Source organism: Shewanella kaireitica (assembly GCF_023284045.1).
Classification (GTDB): Bacteria; Pseudomonadota; Gammaproteobacteria; order Enterobacterales; family Shewanellaceae; genus Shewanella; species Shewanella kaireitica.
Map to the genome: position 1 here is coordinate 58,112 of NZ_JAKIKQ010000006.1, position 17,071 is coordinate 75,182.

General features: G+C 44.6%; 13 protein-coding genes. 7 read left to right on the plus strand and 6 right to left on the minus strand.

Translation table 11 applies throughout. The features are described 5' to 3' along the window. Positions 1-33: 33 nt before the first annotated feature. On the minus strand, positions 34-324 hold the full coding sequence (locus L2730_RS10065; RefSeq protein WP_020910789.1) for a co-chaperone GroES: 291 nt from the start codon (positions 322-324) through the stop codon (positions 34-36). 244 nt (positions 325-568) lie between these two features. On the opposite strand from L2730_RS10065, the gene L2730_RS10070 reads away from it, so the two are divergent. The 3 genes from L2730_RS10070 to L2730_RS10080 all read left to right on the plus strand — a co-directional run bounded on the left by L2730_RS10070 (position 569) and on the right by L2730_RS10080 (position 3,171). Beyond that, entirely contained in the window at positions 569-1,924 is a 1,356-nt protein-coding gene (locus L2730_RS10070; RefSeq protein ID WP_248974480.1) for an MATE family efflux transporter, read from the plus strand. 12 nt (positions 1,925-1,936) lie between these two features. Further along, positions 1,937-2,593, plus strand: a complete 657-nt coding sequence (locus tag L2730_RS10075) for a Qnr family pentapeptide repeat protein (RefSeq protein WP_248974481.1) — start codon at positions 1,937-1,939, stop codon at positions 2,591-2,593. A 179-nt stretch (positions 2,594-2,772) separates the two neighbouring features. Continuing rightward, the gene (locus L2730_RS10080; RefSeq protein ID WP_248974482.1) at positions 2,773-3,171 is read left to right on the plus strand and encodes a c-type cytochrome domain-containing protein; all 399 of its coding nucleotides are present in this window, start codon (positions 2,773-2,775) and stop codon (positions 3,169-3,171) included. 75 nt (positions 3,172-3,246) lie between these two features. Here L2730_RS10080 and L2730_RS10085 read toward each other — a convergent pair whose 3' ends face one another. Further along, positions 3,247-4,191: a LysR family transcriptional regulator gene (locus tag L2730_RS10085; RefSeq protein ID WP_248974483.1), complete on the minus strand. Its 945-nt coding sequence runs from the start codon at positions 4,189-4,191 to the stop codon at positions 3,247-3,249. A gap of 197 nt (positions 4,192-4,388) precedes the next feature. Between L2730_RS10085 and L2730_RS10090 the strand changes: the two genes are divergently transcribed. The 4 genes from L2730_RS10090 to L2730_RS10105 all read left to right on the plus strand — a co-directional run bounded on the left by L2730_RS10090 (position 4,389) and on the right by L2730_RS10105 (position 9,639). Further along, positions 4,389-5,471: an efflux RND transporter periplasmic adaptor subunit gene (locus L2730_RS10090; RefSeq protein WP_248974484.1), complete on the plus strand. Its 1,083-nt coding sequence runs from the start codon at positions 4,389-4,391 to the stop codon at positions 5,469-5,471. A 123-nt stretch (positions 5,472-5,594) separates the two neighbouring features. Then, a complete protein-coding gene (locus tag L2730_RS10095; protein WP_248974485.1) occupies positions 5,595-8,672 on the plus strand; it encodes an efflux RND transporter permease subunit in 3,078 nt (1,025 codons plus the stop codon). A 204-nt stretch (positions 8,673-8,876) separates the two neighbouring features. Then, positions 8,877-9,248 (plus strand): hypothetical protein, encoded by a 372-nt coding sequence (locus tag L2730_RS10100; RefSeq protein WP_248974486.1) that lies wholly within the window; start codon positions 8,877-8,879, stop codon positions 9,246-9,248. A gap of 46 nt (positions 9,249-9,294) precedes the next feature. Then, positions 9,295-9,639, plus strand: coding sequence for a DUF6677 family protein (locus tag L2730_RS10105; protein WP_248974487.1), 345 nt, complete (start codon positions 9,295-9,297; stop codon positions 9,637-9,639). Between the two features lie 137 nt (positions 9,640-9,776). Here the strand turns inward: L2730_RS10105 and L2730_RS10110 are convergent, their stop codons facing one another. The 4 genes from L2730_RS10110 to L2730_RS10125 form a co-directional block, all read right to left on the minus strand. Further along, a complete protein-coding gene (locus L2730_RS10110) occupies positions 9,777-10,088 on the minus strand; it encodes a hypothetical protein (protein WP_248974488.1) in 312 nt (103 codons plus the stop codon). A 135-nt stretch (positions 10,089-10,223) separates the two neighbouring features. Next, on the minus strand, positions 10,224-10,619 hold the full coding sequence (locus L2730_RS10115) for a hypothetical protein (protein ID WP_248974489.1): 396 nt from the start codon (positions 10,617-10,619) through the stop codon (positions 10,224-10,226). Between the two features lie 144 nt (positions 10,620-10,763). Further along, positions 10,764-13,163: a zinc-dependent metalloprotease gene (locus L2730_RS10120; protein WP_248974490.1), complete on the minus strand. Its 2,400-nt coding sequence runs from the start codon at positions 13,161-13,163 to the stop codon at positions 10,764-10,766. A 126-nt stretch (positions 13,164-13,289) separates the two neighbouring features. Then, positions 13,290-16,994 (minus strand): response regulator, encoded by a 3,705-nt coding sequence (locus tag L2730_RS10125; RefSeq protein ID WP_248974491.1) that lies wholly within the window; start codon positions 16,992-16,994, stop codon positions 13,290-13,292. Between the last annotated feature and the right edge of the window lie 77 nt (positions 16,995-17,071).

Sequence of the window (17,071 nt, forward strand, 5' to 3'; positions counted from 1 at the left end):
GAGCATGGTCTACCTGTGTGGCGAGAGTGGGGTTTATCCAACAACTGCCATTAAGTCTGATTCAGATAAGATCAGTACTTCTTCACCATCAATCTTTTCTTTTTTCACGCCGTAACCTTCGTTGAAGATCACGATGTCGCCAACTTTAACGTCTAGCGCCATTACGCTACCGTTTTCAAGAATGCGTCCATTACCTACAGCTAAAACTTCACCGCGGCTAGACTGCTCAGCAGCACTACCAGTTAGTACGATGCCACCAGCTGACTTTGATTCAACTTCTGAACGTTTAACAATGACACGATCATGTAATGGGCGAATATTCATCGATGGATGCTCCTATTATTTTGTCGCCAACGCTTATTGCTGGCTATTAAAGATAGTAACGACTTTGGCTAATTTCACCTTAGTGAACTGCAAAAATCATTTGATGTTCGAGATATGGGGGTAAAGGTCGGCACTTCCAAGCCCCATTTACAAAATAAATCGGTTTTTTTTGACTCTGATTTATAAATGTCGAGCCAATCCTGATAGAATTCGCCTCCGAGTAAAGACTAGGCAAGACTTCCCCATGAGAGACAGACACGGGCTGCTTACACAGCCAATTGGTCGTGTACTGCTAAATATGAGCCTCCCAAACCTGATTGGTATCTTAACCATTCTTGGGTTCAGCCTCGTTGACACTTTTTTTATCAGCCAGTTAGGCACTGAAGCGCTGGCTGCAATCAGCTTTACCTTTCCTGTAACACTGATTATTTCAAGCATCGCTATCGGTATTGGTGCTGGGGTATCGACCAATTTAGGCCGCTTAATCGGTGGCGGACATGCCGATAAAGCCAAAGTGTTTTTGCATGACGCCTTGCTGCTCACCTTTTTGATCACCGCGTTAATATCGCTATTTGGCAGCTTGTTTATTGATCCACTATTTAGTTTGTTAGGTGCAAACCAAAGTAGCTTACCGTTGATCCATGATTACATGTTTACTTGGTATTTAGGCGCACCATTATTGGTGCTGTTAATGGTAGGTAACCAAGGACTTCGCGCCACAGGCGATACTCGCTCCCCCGCAAAAATTATGATGTTGGCAGCATTGATCAACCTAATTTTAGATCCGCTACTTATCTTTGGTATCGGACCGTTTCCGCGACTTGAGATCCAAGGAGCAGCCATTGCCACGGTGCTCTCTTGGATAGTGGCACTGTCGCTGTCGACTCATCTATTAATTTTTAAACGTCACCTGGTCGAGTTTGCTGAGTTCAATATTGCCAGACTAAGATGCAACTGGAAGCAGTTGGCGCATATCGCTCAACCCGCAGCACTAATGAATCTGCTCAACCCCGTAGCAAATGCAATGATTATGGCGATGCTGGCACGTATCGACCACAGTGCAGTGGCCGCCTTTGGTGCCGGCACACGTTTAGAATCAGTCATGCTGATTGCGGTGATGGCGCTGTCATCTAGCTTAGTGCCTTTTGTGGCACAAAACCTTGGTGCGGGGCAAACCACTCGCGCCCGTGACGCACTGCTGTTATCACTCAAATTTGTATTGATATTTCAAACCCTGCTGTACCTACCACTCATATTTGCCGCCGAGCCGTTAGCAAGGCTATTTAGTAGCGACCCACAAGTCATTGAGTGGTTAAGCTTTTACATCTTGGTATTGCCTGCAGCCTATGGTCCGTTAGGGATGGTGATTTTAGTGGCGACCTCACTAAACGCTTACCACAGACCCATGAGTTCACTCATTCTAAACGTCTGCCGCCTATTTTTAATCATGCTGCCCTTGGCTGCCTTAGGCTCCTATTTAGGTGGTGTGAAAGGTCTATTATTAGCGCTACCTATCACCAATGCCATTATGGGCGTAGCTTGTTATATTCTAGCGCGCCGTATCTCAGAGCCAATGCCTAGCACTAATGCAGGCGAATAATCGAGGACAATAATGCAAGCTTCAAAGCAGATTTTTAGCCATGAAGATTTTAGCGATCAAGATCTGCAAGATGCACAGTTTGAGCATTGTGAATTTCACCACTGCCGCTTTAATCATGCCGATTTAACCGACGCCCGCTTTAGCCACTGTAAGTTTGTGGTGCAAGGTGAAGAGGATGGCTGCGACTTTAGCTACGCCACACTCACCAGTGCCAGTTTTAAGCATTGTAATTTGAGTATGGCGCTGTTTAAAGGTGCTCGCTGCTATGGCATTGAAATGCGTGAGTGCAACCTGCAGGGCAGTGATTTTAGCCGCGCGAGCTTTGCCAATTACATCACCGCCAAAAGCTATTTTTGCTCTGCTTACATCACCGCCTGTAACTTAGCCTATGCCGACTTGAACAGCGCACTATTAGAGGAATGTGAACTGTTTGATAACCGCTGGCGCGGTGCCAATCTAATAGGCGCTTCGATGAAAGGTGCCGATTTAAGTGGTGGCGAGTTTTCCTCTGAGCAATGGGGTAGCTTCGAGCTTAGCGGCTGTAACCTCACTCGAGTCGAACTTGAAGGCTTAGATCCGCGCAACGTGTCCCTTGATGGGGTGATGATTAATCAGTGGCAACAAGAGCAGTTACTGGCACCGTTAGGCTTGATCATTACTGCCGATTAACACTGTCATTAACACTCAATGCCTTAGCTATTTGAGTGTCATTTATTCTATATCAATTTATTATCAAATAAGCTGACAAAAGCCCTCCAATTGGGCTACACCGCCAGGGCAACCACTATACTTAATATAGCAATTAACTCAGGCTCAACACTGTAAAAGTGTTATGTAAGGAGGTCTGTATGAACACCTTCAAAATTGCTCTTTTTGCGGCAGTGGTTTTCTTCGCTTTCTCTATTGGCGTTAGCTCTAACATCAGCTTTCAAAGTCAGGTTTTACCGATTTTTAATCACTCTTGCGTAGATTGTCACTCCACTGCGGGCGAAGCAACTGTACAAACAGGATTGCGACTCGATAGCTATGCTAATTTAATGCAAGGCACGCTAGATGGTCCAGTCATTGTCCCTGGTAGCTCGGCATCAAGTACACTGTACTTAGCCATTAGCCAACAAGTTGACCCGGCGATACAGATGCCAAAACATCATGATGATGCGCTTAACGGTGATACTGATAACTCATTGACCTTAAATGAGCTATACGTAGTTAGAGACTGGATTGAGCAAGGAGCACGTAATAACTAGGCTCATATAAAATAGTTGCAGTGATAGCGGAATAACTTAACGGCAAGGCTGTAGATACGCTTGCCGCTTATCAGGCTACTTCATTGATTTAATCGCACCTCGAATACTGACGCTACGGTCACAACCGCCATTTTGAATACACTCTTCCATCGCCTCCATCATAAAATCGATAAAGCGTTGACTAGCAAGGCTAATAAAGCGCCTTGATGGATAAACTAGGTAACAGTGCCCTTCATGGGGTTCAATCTCTTTAAATAGCATCTCCAGTTTACCAGCATCAACATGTTCTTGAGCGAACGTGAGAGGCATCATCGCAATCCCTCGTCCTAACAATGTTGCTTCTAAACAAGTATCTAGGCTATTAACACAAAGGTTGCCTTTTACTGAAAACATACGGTCGTTACCGAAAGGAACCTCATTGAAAATTCGACCATTAGGATAGCGAAATAGAATAAAATTATGTTGTGCCAATGCTTCTGGCGTTGAAGGGTTCCCCGATTGAACGATATATTCAGGGCTTGCAAAAAAGTGCACTTTTTCAGTCAAAATATGCCGTGCAACCATCTCATTTTCATTAAAAGCGTCTTCTAGCATAAATGCCAAATCGATATTGTTGCGGATCATATCTTGTGGCTCTGAGCTAACGATTATCTCGACCGTTAATTCGGGGTGCTCATCCATAAAATCGAAAATAGCATGAGTAATATGCACCAATGCAGGAATAGGATAAATAAGGATCCGTAGGTGCCCCGCCACCTCTGAGTCTTGACCTGTTAACTCTGACAACGTTTGCTCTAACGTCGCTAACATACCGGTGGTTTTATCGTAAAAGTGACTGCCAGAAGCTGTTAAGGTCATGGTTCGACTCTGTCGATGAAACAGCTTTACATTCAGCTCATCTTCTAATGATTGTAAGCGTCGACTCAAAGTCGATTTAGGCAGATTAAGTATGTCTGCCGCCTCGACTAAGCTACCGGTTTCTACAATTCGATGGAACAGGGCTATATCTTCAGTTTTCATTATTCAACTCTAAAATTTTAACGGTTCGATGACTAATACATGACACTTTGCTCACACTAAACAGGCTAAAGCAAGCTTTAACTGTTCCACTTTATGGAACTCATGATTCCACATAATTCCATTTAACTCAACTAAGTTGACTGTTATTGTGACGCCCTAGTTAATACATATTGTCACATTTATACGGAATTCAATTTATGAAGCACTTGCCCACTACTCTCTCCTTTATTGTTCTTACCTCAGTGTTAGCGGGTTGCAGCGCAGAGTCTATTGAAACCCCAGCACCAACTGTACGGCCTGTTAAGCTACTTGAGATCACCGATGTAAACGCGGGTTCTATTCGAGTCTTCCCAGCCAAAGTAGCAGCCACTAAGCAAGCCGATCTTGCATTTAGATTATCGGGCCATTTAGTTGAGTTTTCATTTTTTGAGGGACAACATGTTAAAAAAGGCACTGTACTGGCAAGGCTAGATAGCCGTGATGCCCGCAACACCTTACTTAACCGCGAAGCTGATTATGAGCTAGCAGCTGCCGACTTTAAGCGTAAAGGTGAATTATTGCGCCGCGAGCTTATCTCACAAGCAGAATATGACACAGCTCAAGCACAGCTAAAATCGTCACAGGCAAATCTTGCTAGCGCGCAAGATCAGCTTAGTTACACAGAGCTGAAAGCGCCGTTTGACGGTACGATTGCCAAGATATCAATTGATAACTATCAGATGGTACAAGCAAACCAGTCTATTTTGGTGCTGCAAAAAGATCGCAATATAGATGTGGTGATCCAAGTGCCTGAGTCACTCGCCAGTAATATTGCCCGCTTTAATCCCAATGCGGTCACCCAACCTACGGTTCGTTTTACCACTAAACCAGAGCTATCTTTTCCGGTAAAACTCAAAGAGCATGCCACTCAAGTGACCCCAGGAACTCAAAGCTACGAAGTGGTATTTACCCTACCGCAGCCAACTGATATCAACATCTTGCCGGGTATGAGCGCCGAACTCACTATGGATGTCTCCAACAGTAAAGTGAGTGGCATTACCTCAGTATTACCCGCCAGTGCTATTACCAAACGCGACACTGATGGGCAGAACATTATTTGGACCTTCAACGCCGATAGCGGCAAGGTTCATTCACAGGTTGTTACGCTAGGTAAGGTGACCACCAACGGCATTGAAGTGACGCAAGGTGTTAGCGTAGGCGATAAAGTTGTAGTCGCTGGTGTGCAATATCTTGTTGAAGATCTCAATGTTAAGCCGCTTCGCTGGCAGCGAGGGGTGTAGTTAGCAACCCCATTTTTATCCCCGTTACTCACTCCCATTCGATTGTTGTTGCTAGCGCATTAACAACTCATTGAGCTTGAGTGCTGCCAGCCGAGCAGGCGTTTTAACTAAGAGATTTTATCGATGAATTTTGCAGAGTATTCTATCACCCATAAGGTGATCAGCTGGATGTTTGCCCTACTGTTATTGGTAGGCGGTTCAGTGTCATTTTTTAACTTAGGACAACTTGAGTTTCCTGAATTTACCATTAAACAAGCATTGGTTGTTACCGCCTATCCCGGTGCATCACCTGAACAAGTTGAAGAGGAAGTGACGCTTCCACTAGAAGATGCTTTGCAGCAACTTGAAGGGGTTAAACATATCACCTCAGTTAACAGTGCTGGCTTGTCTCAGATTGAGATAGAGATGGCTGACAACTATGCTGGTGACCAGTTACCACAGGTGTGGGATGAAGTCCGCCGCAAGGTGAATGACAAAATCAATGAACTGCCACCGGGCGCATTAACGCCGAAGGTGATTGATGATTTTGGTGATGTCTACGGTATTTTGCTCAATGTCAGTGGCGACGGTTATAGCGATCGTGAATTGCAAAACTATGCTGACTTTTTAAGGCGTGAACTGGTACTGGTCGATGGCATTAAAAAGGTCACCATTGCCGGTAAAGTGATGGATCAAGTCGTGGTTGAGATCTCTCGACAAAAACTTAATGCCCTCGGATTAGATCAAGACTATATCTATGGTCTAATCCAGAGCCAAAATGTGGTGTCTAATGCTGGCAGCGTTCGTGTTGGGGACAACCGCATTCGTATTCACCCTACTGGTGAGTTCGATAATGTTAGCCAAATGGAACGTCTGCTAATAAGCCCCCCTGGTAGCGCTAAGCTTATCTATCTCGGTGACATTGCCAATATCTATAAAGACGTTGAGGAGACACCAGACAACATATACCACGCCGATGGCAACAAAGCTTTGTCTATTGGTATCGCTTTTGCCAGTGGTGTCAACGTAGTGGATGTGGGCGCGGCGGTTAATGCTCGTATGAGCGAGTTAAATAGCGAACTGCCACTCGGTATGTCTTTAGATACCGTGTATGACCAAAGTAAGATGGTTGACGACACTGTCAGCGGATTTTTGGTTAACTTAGCAGAATCGATTGCGATCGTGATTGGTGTGCTATTGATCTTTATGGGTGTCCGCTCTGGTTTGCTAATGGGCCTAGTGTTACTGCTAACCATTCTCGGCACTTTCATCGTCATGAACGTGCTCAATATTGAGCTGCAGATCATCTCCCTCGGCGCGCTGATTATTGCACTGGGTATGTTAGTTGATAATGCCATTGTGGTGACAGAAGGCATTTTGATCGGCATTAAGCGTGGTAAAACTCGCTTAGAAACAGCTAAAAATGTTATCTCGCAAACTCAGTGGCCGCTGCTTGGCGCTACTATTATCGCCATTATTGCTTTTGCTCCGATTGGCTTGTCAGACAACTCTACCGGTGAATTCTGTGTGTCGCTATTTCAAGTGTTGTTGATCTCACTGTTTATCAGTTGGATAACCGCCATGACGCTCACACCATTCTTCTGCAACATTATGTTTAAAGATGGTGTCGCAAATGATGATGTCGATGAAGACCCTTATAAAGGCTGGCTATTTGCCCTGTATCGTCAAACGCTAAATATTGCCATGCGTTTTCGTTCTGTCACTTTACTCTTGGTTATCGCAGCATTGGTTTCGGCAGTATTTGGCTTTGGTCAGGTGAAGAATGTCTTCTTTCCAGCCTCAAATACCCCGATGTTCTTCGTTGATGTATGGATGCCTGAAGGCTCTGATATTAAAGCCACTGAAAAACTGCTTTCTCGCATTGAAGCAGACATTAAGCAGCAGCAGGCGGAACATGATATTGGCCTGACCAACTTAACCACAGTTGTTGGCCAAGGTGCGCAGCGATTTGTACTCTCTTATGTGCCAGAAAAGGGTTATAGCGCCTATGGCCAGTTACTGATTGAGATGAGCGATTTAACTACGCTGAATCAATATATGCGTAAACTTGAAACAGAGCTAAGCCAGAATTATCCAGAGGCCGAGTACCGCTTTAAATATATGGAGAATGGCCCAAGCCCAGCAGCAAAGATTGAAGCGCGTTTTTATGGTGAAGATCCAGAGGTACTGCGCCAACTAGCCGCGCAAGCCGCCACGATACTGAATAACGAACCGACTGCAACTGCTGTGCGCCACAACTGGCGTAATCAAGTTAACCTTATTCGCCCGCAGCTTGCACTCGCACAGGCAAGAGAAACTGGCATAAGTAAAACAGATTTAGATAACTCATTACTGATTAATTTCAGTGGAAAACAGATTGGCACTTATCGAGAAAACAGCCACCTGCTGCCAATTATTGCTCGTGCACCAGCCAATGAAAGACTGGATGCGGAAAGCATTTGGAAGTTACAAGTATGGAGTTCAGACAACAATACCTTTGTGCCAGTGACTCAAGTAGTGTCTAACTTCGAAACAGAATGGGAAAACCCGCTGATTATGCGCCGTGATCGTAAGCGTGTTATTGCCGTGCTGGCCGACCCAATTAATGGCACAGGCGAGACTGCCGATTCGGTATTTAGAAAGGTAAAAGCTGATATTGAAGCTATCCCATTACCACGTGGCTATGAGCTGGAATGGGGCGGCGAGTATGAAACGTCACTTGAAGCACAGGAGTCGGTGTTTAGTTCTATTCCTCTCGGTTACTTGGCGATGTTTTTAATCACCGTATTGCTGTTTAACTCAGTAAGGCAACCGTTAGTTATCTGGTTTACCGTGCCGCTGGCTATTATTGGTGTCGTTGCAGGACTACTACTATTTGATGCGCCCTTTAGCTTTATGGCCATGCTCGGCATGTTAAGTCTAACGGGGATGATCATTAAAAATGGCATTGTATTGGTAGACCAAATAAACCTTGAGCTCAGCGAAGGTAAAGATGCCTACCAAGCGGTAGTGGACTCGTCTGTCAGTCGTGTCAGACCCGTATTAATGGCGGCAATTACGACGATGCTGGGGATGATCCCGTTACTGTCTGATGCCTTCTTTGGCTCAATGGCAATTACGATCATCTTTGGTTTAGGTTTTGCGTCAGTGCTCACGCTTATTGTGTTACCAGTTACCTATACCATAATGTTCCGCATTCCTTATCCACATAAGCAAGCATGATAAGGGGGTTACCACGCATTAAATAACCCAATAGATCAAATTAGCTAGTTTAAAAAATGCTTCCCGGCAGTTCAGGCTCAGCTCAGTAATGTGCTGAGCCTGAGTACTTTTAGCCACTAGCCATAAAAGATGAACAATATTTTATGAGTAATCCCCAAGCCAGACTGTTAACCTTAAACTAATTCACATTGACCGATGCCACCTATGAAGCGCTTTGCATTATGTCATTTAGCTAACATATTCACCCTTGGGGCTATCCTAGTAGCAAGTTCATTCGCAAGCCCTGTATCGGCGCATAATGACGCCCTCCAGCAGCAATCAGAATATGAAATTGGTGTAATGGTTAAGGCTATCGACAAAGCCATTACCACTTCACAAACAGACTCACTCGAATTGATCTACCAATACGGCACAGATTCTCGATACTACGTGATGATCAGAGGTTGGTTAGTACAAGAACTAACGGGCGCACAAAGTCAGCTTGAAGCACACAAGCAACAAGATGAACGTCGGCAACAATTAGAACACAAGGTCAGTTTTTTAAAGCAAGCTATTCGCCGCATTGATCTTGAGTAAGCACTATAAATAAGTCGCTAGCCACTATAAGCACACGGGAAAAACGATGAAAATCTCAGTAAAAGCTGCGTTGCTATCAGCATTTGTATGTCCTGGAGCGGGCCATTTTTACCTGAAGCAACGCGCGACTGGCAATATCATTTTGGTTACTGCAGTCGCTGCAATAAGTTATCTATGTTGGCATGCTTATCAAAAAGCACAGCTTATCTCTGAGAAGATAATCAATGGTGAAATTCCGCTACAACTTGATGCTATTTACAGTGCTGTTACTCAAGCGCCTGCAGGTAATGAGGCGCTGTGGATTAATATCGCAACTGCAGCCTTTGTATTATCCTGGCTTTTTGGTGTAGCAGATTCATACCGTTTAGGTCGACAACAAGACAAAAAGTGAATACACAAAACCACTCTAGTTAATTCACCAGCACTTAGAAATGACGTTATATATCTCGCTATATCAGCATAAAAAGGGCTACTCATTGAGTAGCCCTAAATACATCAAAACTCTATTCTATCTGTTTAATGGTTCAACTAGATGCAGGCTTGGTTAACTGCATCTGTTTTTGAAAAATCATGTTGAGTTGATGGCTTAACATGCTGCTTCACTTTCGCAGTAGGGTTTTTCGAGAACTCATAGCCCTTTGTGGCAGCTGATGTTTTAGAGAAATCATGGCGAGTTGTGCCACGCTCAATATCATTGACCTGCTTAGCTGCAACATTTTTAGAAAAATCGTAATCAGCACGTGCTGCTGAAGTTTTAGAGAAATCAGGTCTTTCTGCCATTGCAGAGGCAGAAACTAAAGTAACAACTACTGATAAGGCTACGCTGGTTAACATTTTCATATACAACTCCAATCTTATTTGCCTATTTCGTTAACAAACAGTCTAATTGATTTACCTGTTTTAGAGAACAAAAAAGGGACAAATTTTGCAATTTGATACATATAACATACAAAGCTTAAAAATTATGTTAGGTGATTATGCTATTGGAGGAGGATTAACTATTTGAGGGGGAACCGTTTTTATAGACCACTGCGGCTCAAAAATTTTTTCGCTCTCGAGGCTGGTTGGTAGAGCTAGTAAAGGTAAATAGTGCAACCCTGTTGTACAACCTCCATGAGTCGAACAATGGCCAGAGGCTAGAACTTCACAAATATTGTCGCAAAGGAGTGTGAAATCAAGCCCTAACTCAGCTAACAGATCGCTATTAGAAACCGTCTCATCGACTGCCACACTGCCAGAATATGACTCAGATATACTGATTGGATTTTCGCTAACCGTATGCAACAGATCTGGTAACGCCATCGCGGGTATGAGCATAAACTGCCACAACAACGAGATGACTAAAAAAAGATGTGTTATTGGTTTAAGCAAAGGGCTTCCTATATTTCAGTACAAATAGAGTTAATACGCTAATATAGACATGCAGGCCATAAAATAGTTTCGCTTCGTCAGCAACAAAAAAGCGCTTGGTTATTACCAAACGCTTTATGTGCTAACTAAAAAAAATCAATGAGCTTAGATAGGTGAACCTGGTGGCATAGGTACCGGTTTAACAATCAGCTTAATTTTTGGATTGAGTAACCCCTTTTCAATACCGTGCTGCAACCATGCAAAGTGCGCAGCTTCATATGCACTAACCCGCTTCACTTTGCGCTTCAATTGCTTAACGGTATAAGTTAATCGCTCAGCCAGCTGCGCTTTAACCTCAGGTCTGGTTTTTGCGTCATGGTAGGCCTGCAGTAACACATCGATAGTAACCGCATTAACCCGCATCCATACACCAAGTTCTGGGCCAGTCGGAATGTCCGAGAACACAGTTTTGGCTAGCACTTTGTCGGTGATCTTAACCACTGACCACTGCTCTTTATCGTTAAGGTAAGCTTGATTAACTCGGTTAATTCGCTCTGGCACGAACACTTGCGACAATGCATGACGGCTCAATACTTCAGCCATCCCTAGCGGATCAGCCACTACTCCTAATCCAGAGTGGAAACTCTCTCGAGTGTTTTGATAGTTGCCCGCCTTGGGGACTAACATCTGCTGCAATGGTTCAGAGATAGTCAATTCACTGGGCGTTAACGTCGATAAAATGGCTTCTAATGCTTGCTGTTGCAGCGCTGGGGCTAAGTAGTGCCAGCTTTTACCATCGACACCATCTCCATAAGTGTAATCAGTGCCACCAATAAACTTAGCCGCAGCTGTTAGTTGAAACCTCGTTAACAGATAGATAGGAACAAAGGCATCACTTAACTCACCTTTTGGTTGCTCGGCTAGCAGTGTTGCGGCAGAAAAATCCTCTATTGCCTTTGCACGAACAGCAGCTAATCGTTTCAGCTCTGCCACAGGGTCAGTGCCATTATCCCATAGACTAGCATAGGCATTACTCGCGCCTGCACTTCGTGAATCAGCCTCACCGATATAGCGTAACCCTTGGCGTTCAACCTGATTGCGAAGTTCAGCCAGCTTTGTTTGCTCCTGCTCTGGGGCAAACTCACTGTAGCCATACGCTACTGTATATTTATCCCACGTACCAACACCTTCATCATAAGGTTTGCTGATATCAATCTTACCGCCATTTACTGTGACCATAGGATGCGGGTAATCCATGACAGAAGCATTATCATTGCTTGATGCTGCAAAGTTATGATCTAAGCCCAATGTATGGCCAACTTCGTGCGCAGATAACTGCCTGATACGTGCTAAAGACAGTGCCATAGCGGCATCATCTGCTGCCGCTCTGTCTTGCCAGCCTGCCGTTAATCCACGTGCGATAAGGTGGTCTTGTCGTACCCGTTGACTGCCTAACGTGACATGCCCTTTGATGATCTCACCTGTTCTAGGGTCGGTAACGGCAGAGCCATACGACCAACCACGTGTTGCACGGTGCACCCACTGAATGACGTTATAGCGTACATCTTGCGGATCGGCATCCTCGGGCAATAACTCCACTTTAAAGCCGTTGATAAAACCTGCATCCGTGAAGGCATCTTCCCACCAACGAGCTCCTTCAAGCAGCGCTGAACGGATAGGTTCTGGTACTCCGGGATCAAGGTAATAAATAATAGGTTTAACGACCAGGCTAGGCGCAGCACCCGGCGTTACTTTCTCTAATCGATGACGCAGTAAAAAGCGCTGACGGATATCTTGGTCAACACGAGTACCATAATCGAGGTAATCATCAGAGAGGTAGCCACTCATTGGGTGGTAACTACGCACTTGATATTGCTCTTCTGGTAGGGCAATAAATGAATAACGAAGACGCACAGATAAATGCTTAGCATCAGGAGTGACCTGCGCGACGTATTTACCTGCTTTGGCACTATTAAAGGTTAGCAATACATCAACATCGCTGTTGCGCTCAAAGGACTTTACTCCTTCAGGTAAGATTAATGACTTGCTCTTATCTAACTGGTAACTGCCCTGTTTAGTCTGTTCTAGTACTTCGCTAATACCATGTAAATCATTGACCACCAGCTCGTTGATAGCCACTAAGTTACGCTTACCTGTAACCACTTTTCCACGCCACAACACCGATTCAGCAAAAGCTTCTTTAACGGCACGTTGCTCAGCTGCATTATCCGTACTCGCACGGTAAGCGGTATTAAGCTGCTTAAGAATTAGGTATGGACCATGACGCTCAAACTGCACCATGCGTGTACGGCCTAACTGGCCTCGGTCTAAACCGATATCATTAGAGCCTACGCCATGTGGCAGACTAGTCAGCAGTAAGAATGGTTTGTTTAGCTTGTTCGCTTCGAGATAGAGATCACCAGAGGCTTTCTCATAAAACAGATTAATGAAACCGGTGGCTGCTTGGCTTTTTTTAATAATAGTCGCAGTATTTGTAGCAGCATACGCACTAGTCAATGGCACTGTCGCTAAGGCGATTGCCAGTGCGAGTTTGTAGGGTTTCATGGTCTCTCCTTGAGCCTTATTAGTTGCTATCGTCAATCTCGATAGTCTTAATTATTTGTTAGCTTAATAAATAGGCTTGCATTTTAGCAAGCCTATATCAACAGTTAGACGTGAAACATTTACACATTATGATTTGCGGCCGCACTCTCCAATCCAATGACTCAAGGTTTCAAACAATTCATTGAGTACTATAGGTTTGGTGATGTGAGCATTCATTCCCGCCGATAAACTTTTTTCTCTATCGCCCGACATCGCATGCGCAGTCATCGCGATAACTGGTAACTCTGTCGCAGAGTAGCGCTTACGCAGCTCTTTGGTCGCAGTTAAGCCATCCATCACTGGCATCTGAATATCCATCAATACCGCGTCGTAATTAGCAGCGTCAATCATATCTAACGCAATCTGGCCATTCTCGGCCACATCTACCGTATAACCAGCACTTTTAAGCAATTCTGTAGCAACCTGCTGATTAATGAAGTTATCTTCTACCAGCAATATGTAGCCCGTATCCTTATCTGCCACCTCTTCATTGGCTTCAGGCAATGTATTTAAGCTAGGTTCATCTGAGAATGCCGAAATAATCTCATCAAACAACGACGAGGCTTTAAACGGTTTTTGTAGCAGTGCGTATACATTTGAGCCCGCTATATCTTTATGCATTGGCTCGGCCGCATAGGCTGTCATCATGATAATCACTGGACGCTTGGCTAACTTTCCTGAAGCGACCATGTCGTCGATCTCTTCAATTACCGCAATACCGTCCATTTCAGGCATCATCCAATCTAGCAGCAACAAGTCGACTGGATTCTTGCTCAGTTTGTATAATCCTTCAGGACCGCTAGCTGCGGTATCAACAGAGAAATGGAAGTCGCGCATCACGCTAGAGTAAATCTGCAGTGCTGTCGGGTTGTCATCTATAACTAGAGTTTTCAATCCCCCTAGTGTGGAAGGGATAACCAGCGGCTGCACTTCTGCTTCTTCAGCAATCTCAAAGCTAATGGTAAAGCTAAAGGTACTACCTACCCCCATCTCACTTTCAACCTGCATAGTGCCACCCATCATCGACACTAAGTGCTTACTGATAGACAAACCTAGACCAGTACCACCGTATTTACGAGTGGTAGAGCCATCAGCTTGAGCAAAAGCATCAAACAGTATCGCTTGCTGCTCTTTACTGATCCCAATACCGGTGTCACGCACCCAGAATTTTAATGTTATACGGTGGTCACGCTCACCAACATCTTCACAGCCAAGTTCAATTTCACCTGATTGAGTAAATTTAACCGCATTTGAGAGCATGTTAATCAGTACCTGACCAAGACGCAGTGGATCGCCCTCAAGGATTAGCCCTGCTGTGACTGGCGCATATAACAGTAACTCGACTCCTTTCTCTTGCGCTTTTAGCGCATTAAGGTCCAGCGCGTGATCCAAAACTTTATCTAGTGGGAATGCTACCCGCTCAAGCTCAAGCTTACCGGCTTCAATCTTAGAGAAATCGAGAATATCGTTGATGATCCGCAGCAGTGAATGCGCAGAAAAACCTGCTTTTTCTAAGTAATCTTTCTGCTGAGGAGTTAGCGATGTACGCTGCGCTAACTGCAACATACCGATAATCGCATTCATCGGAGTGCGGATCTCGTGACTCATATTGGCCAAGAACTCACTTTTATAGAGATTGGCCATTTCAGCGTCTTGTTTCGCTTCAAGCATGGCGACTTCATTACGCTTATGGCGGGTAATATCTTTGTGGGTACCGACCATACGCTTTGGCTGATTAGTCGGGGTAAACTCGACCACACGACCACGAGACAGTAACCAATGATATTCACCACTTTTTCCCAACATCCTGAATTCGACATCATAGGTGCCAATAGGATTGTTCAAGTATTCATTACGATGCTCTTCGACCCTAATGCGATCATCGGGGTGGATCAGCTCATCGATAGTCGAAACTAGTGCCGGAAACTCATTACTTTTATAGCCCAGCATTGAGTAATAGGCTGGGTTACAGATAATTTGTTCAGAATCTAAATACCAGTCCCATAAGCCATCTTCTACCGCGTCCATCGCCAAATGATAACGCTCTTCAGATAAACGTAGCTGCTCTGCCGACTCATATTCTCGGGTGACATCACGCCAAACAGCAATCAAACCAAGTAGTTCATCGCGGCGGTTATAAAATGGGATTTTTAGGGTATCAAGTAATACAGGCTTACCGGCAAAGTCGACTTTTTCTTGGTAACGAAGCGGTACTCGATTGGCGAGCACTCTCTCATCTTCGGCGCGAATACGAACCGCTTGTTCGCTCGGGATCAAGGCATCAGCATACTGACCAACGATCTCATTTTCGGTGTAGCCCAGCATTCGTTCAGCAGATTTATTACAGCCCAAATAGCGACCGTCTTTATCTTTAAATACAATAGCCTCAGGAATTGAGTCGAGTAAAGAGCGTAGCAGTGCATACTCCTCTTCACGTCGCTCAGTGGTATCTTTTAGTCGCTCAGTTCGCTGCGCGACTAGTTTATCCAGCCGCCTGTTTTGCTCCGCAAGATGGCGAGTATATTGCTTGTTCTCTTCAAAAATCCGGCTAACCAGCTGGAACCAAGGCCCCCAACCTTGAGTAATCTTCTCTGGCGGTTTAATTGGCTCAGCCGAGCACTCTTCTAAATGTGTCAGTAATCGAGTTGCAGGATTAACGAATGAACGTCTGGTTTGCCAATGCACGATTGTCACCAATACAGACAGTGCCATCACCACTAAAACGAATGTCAATTCGAGTTTTTCCCAAGAATCTTTAAACAGACCATCGACATCTTGCAAGTACAACAAACGCCAAGGAGCATTATTCAAAGCAACAGAATGGATATAGAACCCATTACGAATAATCCCTTCATGAGCGTCAAATAACTCAGATTCAGGAATCGAGTGCAGCTCAGAGGGGATCTTCTGACTAATGTGGTACACCCGATTAAACTCAGACGTATCGATATCACTGTGGGACAAAATGTTGTTGTCTTGATCCAGCAAAATCACGGTGCCAGGCATTTTAAAATAGAGCCGGATCTGTTTTGCGAGTGAGGAAAGGGTCATATCTAAGTTAATAGAGCCAATAAACTCATCTTCTAAATAGATGGGGACGCCTAGCGTTGTTAACAGTCCTTTTTCAGCAGGGTCAACGTAGGCTGGGCTCCAAAAAATACTGCGCTGCGGATTCATGGCAGGCGTTGCTAGCTGGAATTGTTTCTTATTAAGCAGTTCATCACGGAAGCGTTGCTCATTAGACGGCCAAGGAAAATAAGACATAATCCGCCGTTTAGAGGTGTAATAAATTGAGGATGCATTCGGTGCGGCGAGCGTAGCCACTGGAAATGATAGAGACAATTCAAATAGCATCTCTAGCTCTTGATAAAATTTATCGCTACGGCCGTTGAGAGAACCTGCACCAGTAATACGTCCCATATTGGTGAAAGGCTCACCGCTTTTAGCATAACTGGGTTCTAAGGTAAAAAACTGGCCACTCTCATTAAATTTTTCATATTGAGGTAAGCGCTCTTTACGCACTAACTCGCCCAACCTTAAATGATCAATGGCGACGTTACGTAAACTCTTCACCGCTCTAATACTTGACTCGAGCAATAGATCGATCTGCAGCACGTGACGCTCAACAAGCTCTTCACGCTGCTCTATCACTTGGGTTTTTTGTCTTTCAAAAAAGAACCAAGCGGTGACTAGCGCCATAATGATTACACCAATATAAGTGTAAAATACGGCTCTACTATAATTTTTCTGTATCGGTGACTTTAGCTGGGGCGCTTGATCAGTCGGTTTCATTTACAACCCTTGGTAATACTCAATCGAAATGCATCTTGGTTAGCGCCAATGCCTAAGACATATACTCATTTGATTCG